Annotated in this window: 17 protein-coding genes and 1 tRNA gene; 17 read left to right on the forward strand and 1 reads right to left on the reverse strand. The window is 39.1% G+C overall.

Going from position 1 to position 22043, the window contains the following annotated elements:
* Positions 1–8: 8 nt before the first annotated feature.
* The 15 genes from secY2 to I588_RS06650 all read left to right on the forward strand — a co-directional run bounded on the left by secY2 (position 9) and on the right by I588_RS06650 (position 14298).
* Positions 9–1226, forward strand: a complete 1218-nt coding sequence (secY2, locus tag I588_RS06580) for an accessory Sec system protein translocase subunit SecY2 (protein ID WP_010758193.1) — start codon at positions 9–11, stop codon at positions 1224–1226.
* 24 nt (positions 1227–1250) lie between these two features.
* The gene (gene asp1, locus I588_RS06585) at positions 1251–2846 is read left to right on the forward strand and encodes an accessory Sec system protein Asp1 (protein ID WP_010758194.1); all 1596 of its coding nucleotides are present in this window, start codon (positions 1251–1253) and stop codon (positions 2844–2846) included.
* The gene (asp2, locus tag I588_RS06590) at positions 2839–4425 is read left to right on the forward strand and encodes an accessory Sec system protein Asp2 (protein WP_010758195.1); all 1587 of its coding nucleotides are present in this window, start codon (positions 2839–2841) and stop codon (positions 4423–4425) included. The genes asp1 and asp2 overlap by 8 nt, the downstream gene beginning before the upstream one ends.
* Before the next feature lie 15 nt (positions 4426–4440).
* The gene (asp3, locus tag I588_RS06595) at positions 4441–5343 is read left to right on the forward strand and encodes an accessory Sec system protein Asp3 (protein ID WP_010758196.1); all 903 of its coding nucleotides are present in this window, start codon (positions 4441–4443) and stop codon (positions 5341–5343) included.
* Between the two features lie 18 nt (positions 5344–5361).
* Positions 5362–6807: a glycosyltransferase gene (locus I588_RS06600; RefSeq protein ID WP_010758197.1), complete on the forward strand. Its 1446-nt coding sequence runs from the start codon at positions 5362–5364 to the stop codon at positions 6805–6807.
* Positions 6797–7687, forward strand: a complete 891-nt coding sequence (locus I588_RS06605) for a hypothetical protein (RefSeq protein ID WP_010758198.1) — start codon at positions 6797–6799, stop codon at positions 7685–7687. The genes I588_RS06600 and I588_RS06605 overlap by 11 nt, the downstream gene beginning before the upstream one ends.
* Positions 7662–8051 carry a hypothetical protein gene (locus I588_RS06610; RefSeq protein ID WP_010758199.1) on the forward strand — a complete coding sequence of 130 codons (390 nt, stop codon included), beginning with the start codon at positions 7662–7664 and terminating at the stop codon, positions 8049–8051. The genes I588_RS06605 and I588_RS06610 overlap by 26 nt, the downstream gene beginning before the upstream one ends.
* 59 nt (positions 8052–8110) lie before the next feature.
* Positions 8111–8551, forward strand: coding sequence for a hypothetical protein (locus I588_RS06615; protein ID WP_010758200.1), 441 nt, complete (start codon positions 8111–8113; stop codon positions 8549–8551).
* Between the two features lie 53 nt (positions 8552–8604).
* Positions 8605–8790 carry a hypothetical protein gene (locus I588_RS06620; RefSeq protein WP_010758201.1) on the forward strand — a complete coding sequence of 62 codons (186 nt, stop codon included), beginning with the start codon at positions 8605–8607 and terminating at the stop codon, positions 8788–8790.
* A gap of 123 nt (positions 8791–8913) precedes the next feature.
* Complete coding sequence (locus I588_RS06625) at positions 8914–9903, forward strand: helix-turn-helix domain-containing protein (protein ID WP_010758202.1); 990 nt, start codon at positions 8914–8916, stop codon at positions 9901–9903.
* Positions 9896–10924, forward strand: a complete 1029-nt coding sequence (locus I588_RS06630) for a glycosyltransferase (protein ID WP_010758203.1) — start codon at positions 9896–9898, stop codon at positions 10922–10924. Before I588_RS06625 ends, I588_RS06630 begins: the two co-directional genes overlap by 8 nt.
* On the forward strand, positions 10909–11343 hold the full coding sequence (locus I588_RS06635; RefSeq protein WP_010758204.1) for a hypothetical protein: 435 nt from the start codon (positions 10909–10911) through the stop codon (positions 11341–11343). The genes I588_RS06630 and I588_RS06635 overlap by 16 nt, the downstream gene beginning before the upstream one ends.
* A gap of 37 nt (positions 11344–11380) precedes the next feature.
* Positions 11381–12844 (forward strand): hypothetical protein, encoded by a 1464-nt coding sequence (locus I588_RS06640; RefSeq protein WP_010758205.1) that lies wholly within the window; start codon positions 11381–11383, stop codon positions 12842–12844.
* Positions 12845–12861: 17 nt separating this feature from the next.
* Entirely contained in the window at positions 12862–13650 is a 789-nt protein-coding gene (locus I588_RS06645) for a glycosyltransferase (RefSeq protein ID WP_010758206.1), read from the forward strand.
* 21 nt (positions 13651–13671) lie between these two features.
* On the forward strand, positions 13672–14298 hold the full coding sequence (locus I588_RS06650) for a lipoprotein (protein ID WP_010758207.1): 627 nt from the start codon (positions 13672–13674) through the stop codon (positions 14296–14298).
* A 75-nt stretch (positions 14299–14373) separates the two neighbouring features.
* Here I588_RS06650 and I588_RS06655 read toward each other — a convergent pair.
* Positions 14374–14461, reverse strand: a tRNA-Ser gene (locus I588_RS06655).
* Positions 14462–14662: 201 nt separating this feature from the next.
* Here I588_RS06655 and I588_RS06660 point away from each other — a divergent pair.
* A complete protein-coding gene (locus I588_RS06660; protein ID WP_010758208.1) occupies positions 14663–17092 on the forward strand; it encodes a KxYKxGKxW signal peptide domain-containing protein in 2430 nt (809 codons plus the stop codon).
* A gap of 328 nt (positions 17093–17420) precedes the next feature.
* A partial coding sequence (locus I588_RS27845; RefSeq protein WP_016250043.1) for a pectate lyase-like adhesive domain-containing protein occupies positions 17421–22043 on the forward strand: 4623 nt, incomplete at its 3' end.

Genomic DNA, 22043 nt, shown 5'->3' on the forward strand with positions numbered 1-22043 from the left:
GGAAAAGCATGAAAAAAGACAAGGAAATAGTTAGAAGGATTTGCTGGAGTATTTTATTGCTGGCAATTTTCCAAATTGGCAAAAGTATTGAAATTCCCGGATTTGTTAATGTTCCGCAACGGGAAGAAACGCAAAATTTAGTTTTACGGTTTTTGTCAACCACAACTGGCGGGAATTTTGCTAAACCGACAATATTATCATTGGGTATGGGGCCGTACATGACATCTTTGATCATTTGGACCACCATCAGCATGATTGATAGTGATCGAATTAAAAATCTTTCTGTCAAACAAAGAGGCTATATACAAAAAGTATTAACGTTAGTTTTCGCAATTGCTCAAGGAACCGCTGTGATGTTTCGTTTTCGGACATTAGGCAACTATGATGCGTTCTCAACTATCAGCAGAACGACCTTTTATATGATGGTTATTTTGATCTTGGCCACAGGTGCAATGTTTATCTCATGGCTTTCAGATATTAACAGCGAGAAAGGGATCGGTGCGCAAAGTCTATTCATTTTACCAAGTTTAATTTCCAACCTGCCAGCCATGCTGGTATCCGGTCAAAGCGGCACTTTGAAAATTGGCAGTGAGCATATCATTGGTTTAATTGTTATTACGCTTATTTATCTTTATATAACAGTTTTTCTGTACCATTCTGAATACCGAATCTATATTCAACGTACGGGAATAGATAGTCGCTTCAATAATTCATATATTCCTATTCGTCTGCTTACCGCAGGGGCAATGCCTTTTATGTTTGCCGTGACCGTGTTCTCTATTCCGCAGCTGCTGCTGCTAAATGATGCCTGGAGCAATACCTTTTTCTCGAACATTCTAGCCAAGTTCTTTTCATTTAACTCTGTGGAAGGAATCTTAACCTATGGCCTGATTCTTTATGGATTAGGTATGGGCTTCAGCTATATCAACGTTCGACCGAATGATATTGCGAAGCATTTGAAAGAATCAGGAGACTATATCTATGAGATTCCTCCAGGACAGAAAACGGAAACCTATATAAAAGAAAAGCTATTAAGGATTGCTATGGTTGGAAATAGTTACTTAGTCTTGGTTTCTCTTATTCCGTTGTTCATTGGTTTAAGAGTAGAGATTATCTCAAATTTAGCGTTTTATTTTGGGAGTGTATTCATGTTGATTATTATTCTGGATACAATCACTCAGGAGATGCGCTTTATATTTTCCAAACGTGATTACAATATTTTTTAGTGAAAAGCAGGAGCGTATAAATCAATGATCTATTTAATTCCTAACTGGAAACAAAGTGATAACCATTTGGAAAATGACAGGATGTTAAATATCGCTCGACTGTTTTCCAGAAACAATGAAAAATACGAATTACTATTATTAAATTATCTACCTTTTTTACGTTACAAAGCCCAAGAATACACGATTTTTTCTGATTGTTACTGGCGTGCCTATGATGATATGCAAAATATTCATTTAGTCAACGGTCATCCCTTGAGCATCGAAGATCTTAACCTGCCTAGAACGATTGAGAAGGTCTATACCCCATTTGGCACAGTGCTTCTTAATGAAAACAAAACGTACGGTGAGATTTTTTACAATAAGTACGGCTGTATTGAAAAAGTAAAAACCTTTGATAATGGCTGGACGATTTTTGATTATTACGATGACCGTGGTTTTCTATCTTCGAAGGAATATATTGATTTTGCCGGCAACATGAGCAAGCGAGAATACTTTAACGAATTTGGTGAAACAACAGTTATCGAGAATTTTTCGGGAACGCCCCAGATTATTATCGGGGAGGCCGGAAATGATCTATTGAAGGAAAAAAACTATCAAACAATTAATGAGGTTATTTCTGATATTTTGATCCACAAAGCAGCAACCTTAGAAGAGCAAAAGGAAATTCTAACCGTAACCGAAAACAATCTTTTAGAGATAACCAAAGGGATTCAGGATACGGAAGACATGATTCGAATTATTTCGGATAATGATCATTTACGCAGCTTCCAGCAGGATCGTCTGTTTGAAGGAATCAAAACCAGCAAGTACCTCGTGACAGATACCTCGATGAAGGAACAAGAATTGATGAAAATCAAACAAGCCAATTCATCGTTGGCAGATACGTCAATCGCAAGGATCCCTATGTTTAACACCGAGTTAAATCTAGGAATGAGTAACTCCGTGGTGCAAATGATCATGTACTGGCGTGTCGGTGAATTAGATGAATCGGTTTATAAGGCAAATGAGGTCTTCGTAAACAACCTGATTGCCCATAGCAGACATTCACTAATTTATGAAGTGGAGACGGTGCTTGAAATGAGCAAGCTGCAGGATCGCCAGAAAGCGCTGATTGATGACTATTTTAATGTAGATAGTGATTCTGAGGACTTCAAAAAAGCTGAACATTTTATCGAAGCGAAAAGAATGAAACGTTTGTACAAGACAGATGAACTAGCTGTAGAAGAGATTCGTAAAAAAGATTCTTGGAAAGCACTAGTTAAGGCAATCAATGTCTATCATCGGATTGAATTCAGAATTAATCCCACGCTGCTTTCTGTTCAGAATGATTTTCAAAAAGTACGACTCTATATCGATGTTAGTAAGGAATACAATTTGCAGATGCAATCACTGGCTATTAGTGCTGGGATTCCGCAGGTCGTCAAGCGTTCAACCGATTATATTGAAGATAAGAAAAATGGCATAATCATTCAGCGAACTTCAGAATTAGATGATGCCATCAATTATTTCTTGAAAAACTTAAACAATTGGAACAACTCACTGGTTGAAAATGTACGACTAATCGAGGAATACAGTCCACATAATATTATGGAGAAATGGAGGGATGTGTTTAATGGCTAAGCAGATCAAACTTTTTCATATTAGTCAGAGCCAAGCGGCGGATTTAAACAATCTTTCTCCTAAATACAGCTATCAATGGTTACCCTCTAACTATGATTTTTTCATAGATGTCCAGGAAGAAAAGTTATTTGTAAACGGACTGTTCAATAAAAAATTTTCACGAGCCATTTTTATTTTAGCAGACAACGCAGTAGTGAATTTAGCAGAAAAGGGCTTGCTGGAGCAGCTGCCGGCTTATCAAATTGTCTATGATGCAAAAGGGGATTTTGCTGATAAAACACAAGACCTGCTGGCTATTAAGAATGCCACACCAATGGATATGGAAAACTTTGGTCAGGTAATCAATTTTGTAAATGGCCAGTTTACTTCAGGACAAATGGGCTATAAATTATCCCATGATCATTTAAGAGTTCATGAGAGTTTTCAGGGGACCATTGCTAAAAAGGGGAATTCCTATATAGAGCTCAAGGGAGAATTTTCTTCGGAGTTCAACCAAATTCTCTCCTGGAAAATGACGAACGTCATTAAAGGCGGAGAAACCATGGAGTTTTTCGCTGAAGCCGATGTCCTATCTGGTGAAGCTGAATTATTATTCAAACTATTTCTGATTAAAGAAAACTCCAATCAGATTATCCAGGTAGTAGAAGTACCGCTTAATCAATTAAAGCAAGGGGAAAAAGCCAAGTTTAGCAGCTCTGAAGATGTTTACATCAATGTCGCTTTGTATGTTAAAGGAAAAACAGGCGTGATTCGAATTGGTCAAACCCATATTCGACGAGCTTTAGCGGATTCCAGCACGATGATTCCTGGTGGAAGAAAGCTTCGTGACGGAGAGGAGATGGATGGCGAATTATTGTATTACTTTAATTGCGGGGATTTAAAACCTCCGTTAGCCATCTATTTTTCCGGTTATCGTTCGGCTGAAGGGTTTGAGGGCAGAAGAATGATGAGCAGCATGGGGGGCGGCCCTTTTATGCTAATTGCTGATCCTAGATTAGAAGGTGGAAATTTCTATTTAGGCAGCGAAGCGTTTGAACAAAGACTGGTAGAGGTTATTCAAGAGAAGCTGGATCTGCTAGGGTTCAAACCTTCTGATTTAATATTGTCCGGCTTATCAATGGGAACGTTTGGTGCACTTTATTACGCAAGTGATTTATCACCCAACAGTGTCATTATCGGCAAGCCCTTAACCAATATCGGAACCATCGCCCTTAATGAACGAGTGTTGCGTCCAGGAGGATTTCCAACCGCTTTAGATATGCTTTTTTACAACACCGGAGAAATAACCGAAGCCTCCGCCCAAAAATTGAATCAACGTTTTTGGGATAAGTTTGCTAAAGGAGACTATTCCAATACAACGTTCGCGGTAGCTTACATGAAGCAGGATGATTACGATAAGGACGCCTTTCCTATGCTTTTAAATACGCTGAAAGAGAATCGTTCAACAGCACGAATCCTGCATAAAGGATTAACGGGAAGACATAATGATAATAGTCCCGGAATTAACAAATGGTTTCTAAAACAATATAGAAACATCCTATTCAACAATTTTCAACGGATAATGGATGATTTCGAATAAACGTGAGGTGAGAGGTTGAAAAATTTTTACATGATAAAGTGGGGGGCTGACTTTAATGATAATTACAATTATGGAGCAGACATTCGCTTTGTGGAGTCAGACTATGTTCGCTTTTCATCTCCGCTTATGCCATCAGGAACAGCTATCAAAACTTGGCATTCAAGAACGGAATATCACGAAAGCCGGAAGTCTCCAATGCTGCCGCTTTTAGAAAATGGCCAGGCTTATGAGATTCAGGTAAACGCCGAATTTGATAATGAAGATGCCGTTCAGATCGAAATAGAATTTTTCGATATCAATAATGACGTGATTGATAAGCTTTATTTCCAAAATTTAAAGGGGCATTTCACCTACCCGGACAATGCCATGAGCTATAAAGTTCAACTGGTTAACAAAAAGCATCAATACATGCTTTTTAAATACCTAACTATCTCAGATGCAGGCTTGACTGAGAATTTCAACATTCAATATCTTGAAAAGTTAAATCTTATTCGAGTATCAGAAAACCATGCTGGCAATCCGTCAACAAGCGAAATCGTAGTGTTGAAAAATGCTAAGTATGTGACCAGCCTTACTTTAAGTGGACATATCAACTATTACTTTCTTTTAGGGAATACAACGGAAGCAAGTGTGCTGCCAGCGGCTGTGTATATATATGATCAGCTGCGTCACAGTGGTCGTCAGAATTTAGTAACAATTATGCGAGGGCCTTGCTTTAATTCCCTAACGCAATCCTACAAGTATTTACCTGAAGGATTAGCTATTCTACTTCCGACCGCCCGATTAAGCAATACGCCAAAGAAACCGGTCAAACAAATAAGCGAATTAAAAAGAAAGCTTCAGGTGAATGAATTAGCCTATAGCATCTTGGAAAAAGTCGCGTTAGAAAAAAATAAACCCAGCAGCGTCAGAAAATGAAAACAGAGGTGAGACAAATTGAATTTTTTTGTGAATAAGGCAATGGGAATTGGAAATTCTGGTGTTGAACATGCCCAGTTTTATCGGGCTAAGTGCTTTGATAAGGCTCAGCTTCCCTATAAATACGTGTTTGTAGAATTGGTTAAAAACTTGCATGAAGCAATGAGTAACTGGGATATTCCTGATAATAAAGTCATCAACATGTGGGAATTGTTTGTATTTGGCGAGGACTACTTAAAACAAGGGGCCAAAAAAAAATACAAATTTACCGAAGAAATTTTAGTTGATCATACGAATACGCACCGAATCAAGGAGATCGTCACTTCTTCAGGGATGCGAATTGTTGAACATCTGGAGAAATCACCTAGCAAGAAAAAAGAAAATATGCTGATTGTTTCCACCTACAGGATCGAAATTTTCGATTATAAAACGGCGAAAAGAAAAGTGATGTATGAATATGTTGACCATCAGCATAGAGGTCGCTTAATTAGCAATATTCATCTTTTTGATTTCGAGGGTAAGCATCTATTTTTCAAGACAGAGGTTCTTCTGCAGCGTTTCTTCTTTGAGTATCTCGCTGATAAATTTGAAGGGCAAAACAATTTCATTATTGACAGAGGGCAAGAATCAGAATCAGCTTTGTTTGCTCATAAGCCTGAAAACTCTACGATTATTGAGATCATTCATGCGGATCATCTTTCCGATCGGGATGTAAAATCAGCACCTTTATGGAACAATTTCTATGAATATTTGCTGACTCATATGGGTATGGTGGAACGGGTTGTCGTAGCAACCAAGCTGCAGCGTGAAGACTTATTGGTGGATTTCCCTAACGATGAAGAAAAGATTGCGGCTATTCCGGTGGGTGGTATTCGTGACCAGGAGATCGCAAAAGATTTAATCAAGGAAAAAACTGCTCCAATCAAAAAGTTCATTACGGTATCCAGATTAGCAGCTGAAAAACACATTGATATTGTCATAAAAGCCATTCATGAAGCTCGAAAGGAATCACCAGGGATCACATTGGATATCTATGGTCAGGGTGGCGAGGATAAAAAGCTGCGAGAACTGATTAAATCTCTAGGCGCAGAAGAATACGTCAAACTAAAAGGACATTCCAATAAAATTGAAGAGGTCTATCCTGAATACGATGCCTTCATATCGGGTTCCTATTCGGAAGGTTTTGGCTTGACCTATATTGAAGCTTTAGATGCGGGTCTGCCGATTGTTACGTTCAAGGCGCGGTTCGGGGCAATTGAACTTATTAAAGACGGTGTGAATGGTTTTCTGAAAGATTATTCTAGAACAGATGAAGCCTACAGCGTGAAAGAATTGACAGCAGGCATTCAACAGCTGATTAACTCCGATCAAAGTGAATGGGCAAAAAATACACGTAATTCTGTCTCTGAATATCAGGATTCTATCATTGCCAACAAGTGGAAGGAGCTTATTAATGGAATATGAGTTAGTAAGTGTTATCAGACCAAAAAATCCGATTTGGGAAAAGCAAAAAAATCGATTAACGGCTCAGGGAGGCAAAGTAATTTCTATTTCTCCGAGTCCCAACTTCAATAAACTGATCGCTGATGAAGAAGTGCAAGGCATAAACTTGCTTGACTCACTAACGAAGCGTGAACATCATGATGAGAATTTTCTTTTTTTCAATCAGATCCCTACGGCTTATTCAGCGGAGATCTTTATGAATGAAGACAGAAGTATTTCGATTGTAAACGATGGTGAGGAAATTGGCCGGGTTGTGCTGTATCCAGAAACGCGAAGACACGTGAAAGAAGTTCAGTATTTAAATGCAGATGGCAGTACCGATTTTATTGAAGAATATGCCGACGATGGGGAACTATACAGCAATCTCTTCTTTTTCAACAACACGGTTCAGGAGATTAATTTCTTCAATAGTAAGCAGTTTCCCGTGGTAAGTTATTTCTTCTATGAAGGAAAAGTAAATTTGGTCGTGGTCAGAGATCCAAAAACCATGAAAGTCAAAGCTAAGTACAACAGCTTGATGGATTTTTTAATCGATCAGGTTGCCAAATTGGTCACCAAGAAGGACCAAATCTCTATTTCTTATATGGGACTGGAAATGTTTGCGCTTGAAAAAACAACTTCCTACAATATCTTGTATTTAGAAGAATCGCCCTTTGACAGCAAAGGTGTGATAAAAGGGAATTTACTTAGCATCTTAAAAGATAAGGTTTCCTATATAAAAGAAGTGCGAATGACTGAAACGCACTATAAACAGCTAAAGGATAAAAATGTTCCTTTAGATAAAGCGACTATCGTTAAAGAAGGGAAAACAGCCAATGACCGCAACAATTCCAGCCGATAAGATCACTCAAAAAATGCAGGAGCTAATCAATGACAATCCGGCTTCGTTATTAGTTTTTGATCAAGAAATCGCGAAAAGTCAAGGGATACTACAGGAGCAGCAGGTAGATTTCGAAAAAATGCAGCAGCTCAATGGACAAATTAAAGCCTTAGCAGAACAAAGTGGTGCAACCATTGATCAGATTAAGCAGTTGAAAAAGGAATTCAATCAAGTATTTGAATCCTATAAAAAAGGCTATGCCAAGCTAAAAGAAATTGCGTTAACTATCAAAGTTTCCTACGAGACTGAAGCCATGGTGACTAAGCACTACTTGTTTAAGGAAAATGAAAAAATCATGTTGGAGCTACAGAACAGCGAAAATTAAGAGCGGCTATTGCAGCTTCAGTCAACAAAATGGATCAATATAGTAAAGGAGCACATACAGTGAGTACAACATTACCTGCAGATCATTTGTTTGCGAAAATTGAACAACTGCTGACGGAGAATCAGTCCTCTTTATTGGGCTTTAAAACAGAAAAACAAAAAGCGCAGGAGCTGGTTAATCGGCAGCATGAAAAAGCAGAGAAGCTTCAAGCCATTCATGCAGAAATAGCTGCGATGACAGAGCAAGAAGAGGTCAGCCTTGAGGTATTTAATGAAAAGAAGGAATCTTTTAATCAAATCTACCAAGAGTACAAAGAAGAGTATGCACTCTTAAGAGATCTCTTACTAACCATCTCCACCTCGTATACAACGGAAAAATATGTAATCAAGCGTTGCTTTTTCAATGAGAGTGATCATTTGCTTACGCAATTAATGGAAAAAACCGATCAGCAGGACTTACGTATTTTACAGCTTAACGATTTGGCTGACTCGTTAGATTAGCCATCAAGGAGACATGCGACAGGCAAAAGTGATGCGTTTTAAGGAGGCGTCTAATGAACAAAGACCAATTGTCTAAAGATATAGAAAAAAAGTTTGAACAAGAAAGTAATAAAGTCGTAGATAATTCCGATGAGGAAGATAAAAGCTCAAGGCTTTTGACAATTGTTATTTCTATTATTATGTCAAGCGTCATTTTGGGTTCATTAATTTATTCGCTGATCGAATCAATTGGTCTGTAATATTCTTTTACAAAGATTTATCTCATGGCACTGCAAAAGGTGTGACTCTAGGAAGAAATGACAAATTTTCATAGAGGAAAAAGACAAGAAATTTTTTACGGCTAAATCTGGGAGTGTGTACTGATGAAAAGTAATCTTTTAAGTATTTGCAGATTAATTAATATGATCAATCCAACCTTACAAGAACCACAGAATTCGGTAGTAGCTGTAAATATCGATCGTGAAAAACTAGAAGAAATTCGCAAAAGAAAAGGCATTTCCATTCGCACCCTGGAACGGAAAATAAATCTTTCAAAATCTCGTTACTATCGCTGGCTGCGCTATCAAAGTGACTTGCCGCTTGAGTTGATTATTGGACTGAAAAAAATATTGAACCTGTCTGACCGAGAATTGCTAAATTTATTTGTCAATTCCACCGACGAACAGATTCAAATGCTGAGTCTGGTAATCTATACATCCATGTCTAATGAAGAAGAAGACTTGAAAAAATTTATGCACATTCGGAGTACGTTGGAAAAGTATCGAAATTCTAATGAAGATAATTTTGCCTACAAACTGATTTTGGCCTATGCAGACTTAACCTTGCATTGCAAAGCCAAACGTACCCCTAACAATAGTCTTAAACAAATTGAAGATTATTTTCTTTCAATTGACTATTTTACTATGTATGATGTTTTACTCTATTTGGCAACCTTAAGAACGAAAATTGATTATTCGTTGCCTCATACAGCAATGGAAAAGGAGAGCATTATTTTAGAAAATAGTATTTTGAAGAAACTTTCCAGTGAAGAATTAAAGGAATGGAAGGATATTATTATCGGTTGTGTGGTTGATTTATCCTTATGTTTTATCGATATGAATAATCATGAACAAGCAATCCAGCTGTTAAATAAAGCTTCAGTGATTCTAGAAAAGAATAAAACGGTTTCCCATCAAGCCAAGGAAGTCTTCGAATTATTGTCTTATCTTTTCATTAAAGGCAATGCTACAAGTAAAGACGATGTGCTTGAGAAAACGAAACAAGACATTCAACACTTATCCTCTTATTTACCAGAAAACGAGTACAGGTTCCTTAAAAATCTAACGGTTAAGGAGAAATACGTCTTTGGCTAATTGGTTAACGTTTATTATAGAAGGGGAATCGGTGGACTCGGTCTCTAAAGCAAGGCATGACATTTCTTTAATAGGAGACAGTATAGGATTTCAAAGGCTTTATATTTATCGCTACATCGATGTTCATGAGGATGACAAGGCACTGGTGGCCAGAATTGATGGGATTACTTCGGGCGTTTCTGCCGGAGACATCATTGTCTATCAATATCCTAGCTACAATAGCTATCGATTTGAGCTAACCTTCCTTCAACGGTTAAAAAATAGAGGGGCCAAGGTTGCTTTGCTGATCCATGATTCGGAATTGCTGCGGGGAAACAATATTCCAGAGGAATTGGAGCTGTTTAACCAAGCAGATTGGTTAATTACCCATAGCCAACAAATGGAGCAGCAATTCTGTGAAATGGGAATAAAAACACCGATGCTGACCAAACCACTTTTTGATTATTTGATCACGGACAAGGCAGCTTTGGATGCTAGTTTAGATAAACGGATTGTGTTTGCCGGCAATATCCAAAAATCCATTTTTTTGAGCAGCTGGCAAAGCAAGACGAAAGTAGCTGCCTTTGGAACGAAGGGTGAGCTTCAATTAAGCCAAGGGGTAAGCTATTGCGGCACCTTTCAGCAAGAGGAATTGTTAAAAGAAATGCCTAAAAATTGTTTCGGTATTGCCTGGGATGACGATTTGCAACAAGGCGGCAACTATCAAAATTATACGCGATACAATGCGCCCCATAAGGTTTCTCTGTATTTGGCCTTAGGGCTGCCGGTGATTGTTTGGAAGGAATCAGCGATTGCCCAATTGGTAGCTGACTACCAGCTTGGCTTTGCCATTCATTCATTGGAAGAAATAGATGAGATTTTCGAGTCTATCAGTGCAGAGGAGCTGTTAAAGCTGAAGAGGCGAACGAATCAATTCAGTCAGCTAGTAAGGAAGGGAATTTTTACCAAAAATGCCTTGCTGCAAGTAGAAAGCAACATCCTTTTTAAAGAAGTGGAGGACAGTGAATGTCAAACGGAGTAACAAAACAAGTTGATGGCATTGTCAATAAGCAACGAATAATTGAGTTGTTAGAACAAGCACAAACACAAATTCAAGCGCGCGATCAATTACGCAATGACTTAAGCCAATATATCTCCAAAATTAAGGACAACAAAGAGGTCACATTGAATGATTTTCATACCCTTAGAACAAAACAGGATAAACTGAGTGAGCTTTGCTTAAGCATTGATGGTATTTACGCTCAAATTGAGGGATTTGTCTCTTGTTATAGGCTGGCAAAGCCGGTAGCTCAAGAAGTAGAAGAATTAGCAGCCTTGATCGATCAGCAGGAGGGACAGCTAAAAAAGCTTTCAATCATGATCTTAGAGGGTCAAGCAGAAGAGCAAGCAGCAGAGCCAAAAGCTGAAGTAGAAGAATTAGCTGGGCAGCCTAGTAATTAACTAAATAAAAGATATGGCGCACTTACTGGAGGAAAGCATGGGAAAGAAAATAATCGCATTAGATATTGATCAATATAGAATAGGAATCTGTGGGCTGAACTATGAAGAAATATTCAGCTCCGTTTACTCTTATGTAAAAAAGAATACCTGGAAGCCCTCTTTATTTAAGAAGCAATCCAATGAAACCAACGGCAGTGAGATTTTGCTGCAAGGGATGCAAAAATCAATTTATTGGGGGATAACCAAGCGCTATAGTCGCCGTTTGGAAGCTTACCAAACCTTTGGCAACGTATTAGAACAGCTTGAAAACAATGAAACAGTCTTGCTTGTGCGCAGTGCACTGGCCTACTTAGCAGACAAAAAGCCTGAATTATTTGATCGAACAGAAGCAAATCAATTACGGTGTTCATTATGTATAGGCGTGCCTGCAAAAAGCTCCGATGAATTAAGCGCCATTGAAAAATACTTTCAAGGAGAGTTCTGGGCAGAGGTTAATGGAGAACAGCTTACGATTTTAGTGGAAAACGTTACGCTGGTTCCTAAAACCTTTGGTGCTATTTTAGAAAATGCCTGTGAGGACTATTTGAATTGCCAAGAGCATGAAATCGCAGCCTTATCTGGACTGAACTATGTTTTAGACTTAAGCGACCATTATGTAACCTGTGATGTTTATGATAATGGTGAGCTGATCAAAAGTGAACGCATATCAGATGGCTTGTATAAATTTTCTGATCGAATTGTTCAAGAATATAAAACAAGCTGCATGCAGCAAAACCAAACACCTTTCCAAATTGATAAAGATATGGTCTACAATGTGTTGGCTGAGGGGAAAGAAAACAACCTGTTAACTGTCAACGGCCGACAACAAATTGATCTAAGTGAGCTGATAAAGGCTGAAGCGATCGAAGAAACGAAGAAGGTTCTCTCTTGCTTGATTAAAGACAATGATCTGCAATATGCGGACAATATTATTATTCGAGATTTAGAAAAGGGCATCATTAACCAAAAAAGTGTTGACCGTTACCTAGAAAACTTTGGCTTGTACTGCACAAAGCTGAACAACAAGAGTGCTCGTGGCAGCTACGCGTTTGCGACGCTTTTTTCAGGAGACGACTTTCTCGAAGCTAGTGAATCGCCTCAAGTTGAGTCAGCACCAATCCATTCTCAAGAGGAAGCTCCGGAAGCTGTTGAAGCAGTTGAGGATCTGGTGGATACGTCATCAACGGTATTGGACTCGTCAATTCAGGACGAAATGAACCTGCAAACGGAAGCGGTTGAAGAATCCGTAGAAGCAAGCGAGCCTCTTCAGGCTGCTGAGCCTGTAGAAACGATTGAAGAGGAGCCGGATACACACGCTGACGTGGTGGAAAAAGCCACTGCTGAGGAAGCTGCTGAGCCTGTAGTCTCGCTAGAAGAAGCAGAAGTAGAAATTGAAGATATTTTGAAAGAACAGGCCGATCTGCTGAATTCTCTGGCAGAATTTGATGACGATTTTCTTTAAGATATGGGGAGAGGTTTATGATGACAACTAAAGCAGTAGTTTATACCATCAATCAGACGAATATTGAATTAATCGCAACATCCCTTTTCTCATTAATTAAGTCTTATGAGGGAGAAGATAAGTTAACTGTTTTTCTTCTAGTAGACGATATTTTCGAAAAGGATATTACTATTTTGCGATCTTTCTCGAAAATCATGAAAAAAGAGCAGATAGAGATCAGCATTTGGCAAATGCCGCAGGAGTTAAATCAGCTTACCTCCTTAAATGCGAATGGAGGCTTGACTCGCTACAATGTAGCCAAGTTTTTCTTGCCTAATTATTTCGCTAATTTTGATAAAATTATTTATTTAGCGGCGGAAACGCTAGTTCTAGGCGATATTTCCGAATACTTCCGCGATTTTACTGAGGAGTCTGCGGTAGGGGTTGTGAAACAAGCGAGAGATGGCGATGATTCCTTTAGCACCGCTAGTATGATCTTTAGTACGAAAGTATACAATCAAAAATACCCGGTAGATAAGTTAATAGCCGCAATCAACAATAGTCCAGCAACAGTGACGGAGCATGAATTTAGTAACCAACTATTTAAAGAAGATAGTCAATGTTTAGCTGCTAAATACAATACAGCAGCTGTCAGCGACACAGAAAAGCAGACGTGTGTCGTCAGGAATTTTGTGGATAGCGAAGAAAGAACTAAGCCTTGGAATCACCTAGCTTTAATGAATAAATGGGATCGAGCATTTTGGACATATTTTACTGAAATGAAAGGCTTGGTTTTTCAAGCACATACCAGCTCGAAATCCCTTTAAGGAAAGAACGAGGTTGCTTAAATGAAGAAAACACTGCTACTTTTCCTGTTATTGTTCATACTAACAGGATGTACTTCTGAAGTACCATCGACTCAATCGGCAACTCTGAAAGAAAAGATTGCCCAGCTGGAAACAGAAAATTCTAAGCTTAAGGAAGATTTTTCTAACTATCAAGAACAAGTGACTAACAGTAGTACACCGTCAGAAACAAGCGAGCGGCTCACCCAAGAGGTTCATGTCTTTGGTTTGAATGAGAGCATTGAGTTCGGTGATGCAGAAACGAAAACAGCGGAGCTGAAAATTATTGAAGCAACGACCAATCAAGCAGCGTTTCCTGAAGAGATGCGTGAGCTGAAAAGCTACAACACTGAAAAAATGGTGGCGGTAAAAGTCGAATACACCAATCTAGCTATGGAGCAGCCTTTTCTTCCGTATGCGCAATATTTCCAAGCCTATACTAAAGATGGTGCGAGGTTGTCCCTAGTAAATCAACAGATTGGTCAAGCGGAAGTCTTGCCTGGTGAGTCTGGAGAAACACAAATGTTTTTTGAATTACCCGTTGATGGCTCAGAGTTTAACGAATTTGAGATTGATTTTGTTGCGGGTGAACAAAGAGTCGCAACGTTTGATTTAGCGGTCTCACATTAATAACGGTACAAAAAAAATCTTGAACAAACTGTTGTAATAGACAGTTTGTTCAAGATTTTTTGCTGCTCATTGATACGGAGAAGGAGGGATTTGAACCCTCGCGCCGGTTTCCCGACCTACACCCTTAGCAGGGGCGCCTCTTCAGCCACTTGAGTACTTCCCCAATTACTTAATCGAATTACTTAATTAAGTATAGATAAGATTACTGCCCCAAGTCAATACTATTCTCATCTATCAAATTAGTATATTTGTAATTTTACATGTAAATTACCAGTTTTTTTAAAACGTCCCAATATTGGGAGTATTTTATTTTTTCTCTGTTATGTGTACTAAACTGAAAAAAAAGAAAGTGGGAGGGATTGGGGTGTCATCTAGAAATAATAATTTGAAACATCTGAAAAATGCCAACAAAAAAGTCCGGTTCAAAATGTATAAGGGTGGGAAGCACTGGATGTATGCAGCGATTACAGCTGTCAGTGGTATTTTTGGCGCTTCTATGAATACAATGCAGGTGCAGGCAGAGGAAAGTCCGACAGATACCAATGAAGCCTTAGAAACCAATACGGATAATGTCTTAGCAGTACAAGAAACGACGCAAATACCACCAGCACCTGAAACTACATCAATGAGTAATGCCAATTCTACATCAGAGAGTGCGACAGCATCAACGAGTGAAACCTTGTCGGATAGCACCACAATAGTTGAAAGTGCTATCCAGTCAGAAAGTACCATTGCTTCTGACATAAAAAGTGATCAGTATTCTGAAAGTGAGGTGCAATCACAGAGTGAAATAAACGCTGATAATAGTACACTGGCGATTGAAAGCCAATCAATGTCAGTGACGCCTCCGCAAATCTCACAAAGTATAATGGAATCTGAATCCACTTCGTTCTCAGTATTTGCCAGTGAAGAAGGGATTTCAGCAGAGGAAGCGGCTCAACGATTCAGCACGTCACAGTCAGAGATGTTTTCTCACAGTGCATCAGTCAGAGAATCTTTTGCCGACAGTGAACATTCTTTGTACAGCAAAATTGGCTCAGAAGTAGAGTCAAGACATGCAAGCACTAGTACTAGTAAATCGTTAAGTATGCAGTTGGTTGATCCATCAATCTCAGCAAGTCAAAGTGATTCTGCTTCTGTTTCAGAATCATTAAGTGACTCTGAGCTTCCAGGATCGATCTCAGGGTCAATCTCAGATTCAGCATCCATGTCGATGTCTACTTCACTTTCTGATTTTGTTTCTATGTACCAATCCTTATCAAACAATTCGCTGCTGTCTGATTTTTCAACCTCTGAACAATCGTTATCGCTAAGTGAAATTGTATCGCTATCAAGTTCTCTATCGAATTCTTATAGTATAGAAAGTTCCGAATGGGGCTCTCATCGTCTGTCTGAGTCAGAATCAATCAGTCTATCAAATTCTGGAGCAGTCATCGGGGGCGAAGCATCGGATTTAAGCTCGCAATCATTATCTAACAGCCAGTCTTCTAGTGAATCATCCTCTGAATCAGAAAGCCTGAAAGAAGCGGCAAGTACCACCCATTCGCAGTCTGATAGTAATGAGGAGTCAAAAAGCTCGACGAACTCTGAATCAACAACCGGTTCTGATAGTTTTTCAACGTCTATGAGCGCATCACTTTCTGAGAACCATAAAGCGCCTGATAGTATCTCAACCAGTCAATCATTGAGACACAGTACCATCACTAGCTTATCAGATTCAGCTTCTGATAGTCGTTCACAGTATGTAAATGAACGGGAGAGCTTATCGCAATCAGTGTCAGAAAAGCAGTCGCAAAAAAATAGTACTGCCGCAAGCTTGTCATTGTCTGTAAGTGAAAGCCAATGGAAAAAAACGGATAGTTTAAGCAGCACATCAGCGTCAGTATCAGAGAGCCAATCAGCAAGACATGACTATCTGAACAGTACTTCAGCCTCAGTATCAGAAAGTCAGTCAGCGAGACAGGGTCATTTGAGTAGTATGTCAGAATCAGTTTCCACCAGTCAATCAGCCAGACAAAGTAACCTGGGAAGTCTCTCTACTTCGGTCTCAGAAAGCCAATCACAACGGTATGAAGCATTGACCAGCATTTCTGCTTCGGTTAGCAACAGTATGTCAGAAAGAGGCAGTCAGTTAAGCAGTGCATCTAGATCGACATCGGATAGTATTTGGAACAAAGAGAATAATAATGCGGATGATCATTTAATTGAAGGCGACTGGTTAGATGGGTATAGCGACAATAACTATCTATTTGACAAAGTTACTGGTCACGCGTTGCAGTCTGATACAGACATGATCTTTTTCAGTCCCTTCATTATGTACAATAAAGAAGAAGGCTATGTAAAAATTATGCCGATCGATCCAAAGAAAGACTTTGTATTGGAATGGAGCTATTCATTTGGAGACGTTACTTATAAAGGGCAAACCTATCAAATAGGTGACAGAATTTATGATGAAGCATTCAAAGAAGGCGATTTTTCCGGACTAAAATACAATTTTATTCCAGAAAGCGTGACGTATCAATACCGTTATAGCCTATCCTATGAGTTAGGACAGGATCCTCAGGAGGTAGCGCTTTTTGATGAGGCGGTTAAAAATGCTGGTTTAATATATTCGGAGACATTGATGCCAGGTGATTTGTTGAATCCACCAGCTGAAATTCCAGGGTATAAGTTAATTAGAAGATGGGTCAATGCGCCACCTTCAATTATGCCTGTTCCTGAGGATGCTGAAGTTCTTGCTTCGGGTACAACTAATGCTAAATGGCTTACCTTCGAATACGAACGTATTGTATAGCTGTCAATGAACAAGAAAGAACAATGATTCTTGTCTCCATAGGGCACCACTGAAATTTATTTAAAACACACAATTTTATCTAGAAATCAAAAGAAATGAGTGGGAACTATCATTTCTTTTGATTTTTTTGTTTTTGTACAGCGGAATATAAAGTTAAGTTTCCCAATATTGACACGTTTTAATCCTACTCTCATTTCCTATGTGATAATCATTTTAGCACTTCAAAAAATTAATAAAAACTAAAAGAAAGGGGCGTTGTGCTTATATTATGAGTCGTAAAAATAATTTGTATAAGCTGCTTAGATCCAACAAGAAAGAGCGTTACAGAATGTACAAAAGCGGCAAGCATTGGATGTTTGCTACGATAACAGCATTCACAGGCGTGTTAGGCGCTAGTACGCTAGTCACCACAGAAGCACAAGCTACATCAGCGAGTCAAGATGATGCAGGAATGGAGATTGATACGGGAACAGATCAGGTGCTTGCTAACCAAGAAACAGCAAGTATCCCAGCTCCTGAAACCCAAGAAGCGGTTAATCCAGATCCAGTAGTGGACAACACACCTGAATCGGAAGCGCCAGTATCAGAAATCGCTAGCGAATCAGTTGTACAAACAGAATTAGAGAGTACTACTGAATCTACTAGCACGACTGAATCAGAGAGCAATATGGATTCTGCTAGTATTTCCGAATCAGTCAGCGTTTCTGAATCAATGAGTATTTCTGAATCTGAGTCATCTAGTCAGTCAAGATCGGAGGAAACAAGCCTTTCGATTTCGACTAGTGAGTCAACCTCTAACAGTGCGCTTGCAGAAGTGAATAACTCAGCTTCCAATAGCTTATCTGAGTCGACTAGTCATTCAGAATCAGCAAGTACCTGGGTCTCCAACAGCTTATCTGAATCAACAAGTAATTCTGAAAACCGAAGTGCAGTCAACTCTTTAAACAAAGAGAAAAGTAAGCAACCAACCGAGAAAGAACAAAGTGCTAACGAAACAAATAAAGCAAAAGATCTATTTGATCAAATTGTTCCAGATGGGACAGAAGTAAAAGTTGATGCAAGATCCAATGAGCTAGTATTTACCATGAAAGATGGTACAGTACCAAGCAATGCATTAATTCATGCCGCGCAAAAATATGCGGCTGCCAATGATTTAATTGCCTATTTCTCTGTTCGTGGAGCAAATGGCCGTTCAGCGAAGATTAACGTTTCGGCAGATCCGGACGTGAATCGTGAAGATTTTGAAGATGCGATTAACAATCCAGGAACATCAAATTCTCCAACCTCCGTTAATGTGGCCGTTCCAGACCAAGTTCTAAACGATGCAACACACAAAGCAAATGCGATCGCAAATGGGACGTATGCTAAGGTAACAACTTATGATGAATTGCGGGCTGCGTGGAGTAATGCTAGCATCACTTATATTGATGTTACAGCTAAAATCACTTATAGTTCTGGGGCAATGTCTGCACGTGCAAATGGAGCTAGCGTTATTGTTCAGGGGAACAACAACATTATCGATCTTGGTACTCAAACCTTTAACTGGGGTGGGATTACAAGTTCTACAACCTTTACTTTAAGTAATGTGATCGCTCAGCAAGGGTTTGGCGGAAATGATGGTAATGCGTATTCCTTGATTAATCCATCAAGTGCAACTCAACTGACAGCAAATGTCAATAACGTAACATTAACTAAAAGTGATTCAAATGGAAATAATCCGATCCACCTTATGTATGGAGTGGGTTCTAAATTAGTGTTCTCAGGTACGAACGTTTTCAATATCTCAAATGAAATCACTCGTTCTGTGGGTAGCATTAACTTTGCGAATAACTCTAGCGTTACATTGAATCGGACGTCTAATGATATTGCCTTTTCACAATTTTATTTTGAAACACGAGCAGCGGCGGGAAGTGTTGGTTACGGGAACTCCATTACGATGGGAGACGGTTCTTCAAATACAGCACGGACTTACAATGGTCAATCGGCAAACTATCCAGCAGTTTATTATATGATAGATAAAATAACAGTTGGAGATAATTGTAACTGGACTCAGACTGGTTTCCAATATTTTATTAATGGACAACAATTGGCTTCCTCGTCTGCTACGTACACATTTGGTCAGAATTTCAACCTGTCGATTCCTCAATCTACTCAACCAGGGGCAATTCGGATACAAGGTACACAGAAGGTTGTATTTAATGCCGGAACTACATTGGACATCAATCAATGGGCAAGTGGAGCCGTAATACAAATGAACAGTTCAGGTTCAAGCGTTACGTTCATTTCGCCTAAGCAGCTTCATATGCAAGTAAGTACTTCTTCTGGTGCTCCAAATACGGGACCATTAATCAGTGGTGCCGGAACATTTACAATGAACAACTCACAGATTTCAACTTGGCAGGGAACAGATAGTCAAGCTGCAACACCAGGCGGAAATCGAAACTTAAAATTCGTCACTATGACCATCAGAAATGGTACAACAACGATTACTGATGTAGGTGGAAACACTACAAGTTCAAATATTATTGACAGTTCTACAAGAGAACTTGCTACTACAGCAATTGAACCTGGAACTGTTAAAGTTAATTATGTTGATCAATACGGCAATGTAGTTAAAACAATTGATGTACCGATAGATAAAGATGTTAACTATATTGGTCAATATATAGATTTAGTTAACAAAGACTATGCATTGACGAACATGCCGGCAAACTATATGTGGGCGATTGCAAGTCAAGTTCCTCCGTCAGCATTAACAGATAAACAAAGCGGTGGTGATAACACCACGTCAGCCGATGATGGAGATGCATATGGACAGGCTAACGTAGCTATCGTTCCAATGGAAGGTACTGAATATACCTACAACATTTATGTCTATGGACAAGCCAATAATTCTGTTCAATATCAATATGTAGATGCTAAGACAGGCTTAGTTGTTTCATCTGATTATCTAGGTTCTGGACAAGAAGCTTCAGGGACAAACAAAACGCCAGCGAACTACGGAAATGTCATTGACTGGACAAACTCCTACTACACAAATGATCTAGTGGCTGATGGTTATCATTACGCAACAGGGTCAGAGCTGAATGGATTTACACAGGCTACCACTACAACAGTTGGTACTGATCCGACCCTTGTTACCATTTATGTTGCTGCGGATGTACAAACTGTAAATGTTAACTTTGTCAATTCAGATGGAACACCATTAGTAGGACAAGCAGCAAATGTATCAATTAATGGAACATCTGGCGCTGAAATGAGTTATGCGGATTTAATTAGCGGGTACTTAACACAAGCTGGATATCATGCTGATGTAAACGGCGTATTTACGTTTGACTTTACTGCTAATGGTACAAGTAACACAGATAGTAATCCTCAATCATTAACAGTTACACTTTATCCAGATTATCAGTTAGCTGGTGTTGTTGGAAATAATCAACCAGCCAGTGATCCTGCTACTGGAGCAGCCTATGAACAATTACCAACCAGTGTAACTGAAGGGAACTATGGTGTTGCTGGCGTTTCTAACGGAGCGATTAACCTTGGTGTAACCGATGCTGATTTAGCTAGAAATGGGTATATTTACACTGTTACTGGTCCAGATGGACAGACTTACGCTACTTTAGCAGAAGCACTTGCAGCTAATCCAAATTTTGATACAACTACAAATGGTGCAGGTTCTGTTGATAATACTCCTCAGGGATTCGTTGTTAACTATGATGTTGATCCTGTGTCTGAATCCACATCAATGTCTGAAAGTGAATCACTATCAAGCTCAGTATCAGATAGTGAAAGTGACTCTACTTCTACTTCAATTTCAGATAGCGAGAGTGATTCGACCAGCACATCAATTTCAGATAGTGAAAGTACTTCTCGGTCAGAAGATAGTACAAGTGATTCGATCTCAAGCTCGATCTCAGAAAGTGAAAGTATCTCGACCTCCGATTCGATTTCAGACTCGATTTCAGATAGTGAAAGTGATTCACTTTCTAACTCGATCTCAGACTCGATCTCAGATAGTGAAAGTGATTCACTTTCTAACTCGATCTCCGATTCGATCTCAGATAGTACAAGTGATTCAATTTCCGACTCGATCTCAGACTCGATTTCGGATAGTACAAGTGATTCAATTTCTGACTCGATCTCAGACTCAATTTCGGATAGTTTAAGTAACTCAATTTCCGATTCTATTTCGGATAGTACAAGTGACTCAATCTCCGATTCGATCTCAGACTCAATTTCGAGTAGCGAAAGTTTGTCAGAGAGCATTTCAGAATCACAATCATTGTCAATTTCAATTAGTGAAAGTGATTCGACATCTGATTCAATCTCAGATAGTGAGAGCGATTCGATCTCCGATTCGATTTCAGACTCGATCTCAGATAGTACAAGTGATTCAATTTCAGACAGTGAAAGTTTGTCAGAAAGTGTCTCAGAATCAGAATCGTTGTCAATTTCAATTAGTGAAAGTGATTCAACGTCCGATTCACTATCAGATAGTGAGAGTGATTCAATCTCGAATTCGATTTCAGACTCAATTTCCGATAGTACAAGTAATTCAATCTCGGATAGTGAAAGTTTGTCAGAGAGTGTTTCAGAGTCAGAGTCCTTATCAATTTCAATTAGCGAGAGTGATTCAACATCAGATTCACTATCAGATAGTGAGAGCGATTCGATTTCAGATTCAATTTCCGATAGTATAAGTAGTTCAATATCGAATAGTGATAGCTTATCTGAGAGTGTTTCAAAATCAGAATCATTGTCAATTTCAATTAGTGAAAGTACAAGTACGAGCACATCGATTAGCGATTCAAGCTCAACCAGCACAAGCACCAGCAATAGCGACAGTGACAGCTTGAGTAACTCGATTAGCGATTCAAGATCAGAAAGTACAAGTATCAGTGATAGCGAAAGTACAAGTACAAGCATCTCAATCAGTGATTCAAGCTCA

It is taken from the genome of Enterococcus pallens ATCC BAA-351, assembly GCF_000407485.1.
GTDB lineage: Bacteria > Bacillota > Bacilli > Lactobacillales > Enterococcaceae > Enterococcus_A > Enterococcus_A pallens.

Bases quoted from the DNA above. Each gene is read 5' to 3' on its own strand.
- I588_RS06625 (WP_010758202.1), top strand. From the start codon at position 8,914: ATGAAAAGTAATCTTTTAAGTATTTGCAGATTAATTAATATGATCAAT.
- I588_RS06640 (WP_010758205.1), top strand. From the start codon at position 11,381: ATGGGAAAGAAAATAATCGCATTAGATATTGATCAATATAGAATAGGA.
- asp1 (WP_010758194.1), top strand. From the start codon at position 1,251: ATGATCTATTTAATTCCTAACTGGAAACAAAGTGATAACCATTTGGAA.
- asp2 (WP_010758195.1), top strand. From the start codon at position 2,839: ATGGCTAAGCAGATCAAACTTTTTCATATTAGTCAGAGCCAAGCGGCG.
- I588_RS06635 (WP_010758204.1), top strand. From the start codon at position 10,909: ATGTCAAACGGAGTAACAAAACAAGTTGATGGCATTGTCAATAAGCAA.
- I588_RS06605 (WP_010758198.1), top strand. From the start codon at position 6,797: ATGGAATATGAGTTAGTAAGTGTTATCAGACCAAAAAATCCGATTTGG.
- I588_RS06645 (WP_010758206.1), top strand. From the start codon at position 12,862: ATGATGACAACTAAAGCAGTAGTTTATACCATCAATCAGACGAATATT.
- I588_RS06620 (WP_010758201.1), top strand. From the start codon at position 8,605: ATGAACAAAGACCAATTGTCTAAAGATATAGAAAAAAAGTTTGAACAA.
- I588_RS06650 (WP_010758207.1), top strand. From the start codon at position 13,672: ATGAAGAAAACACTGCTACTTTTCCTGTTATTGTTCATACTAACAGGA.
- I588_RS06610 (WP_010758199.1), top strand. From the start codon at position 7,662: ATGACCGCAACAATTCCAGCCGATAAGATCACTCAAAAAATGCAGGAG.
- secY2 (WP_010758193.1), top strand. From the start codon at position 9: ATGAAAAAAGACAAGGAAATAGTTAGAAGGATTTGCTGGAGTATTTTA.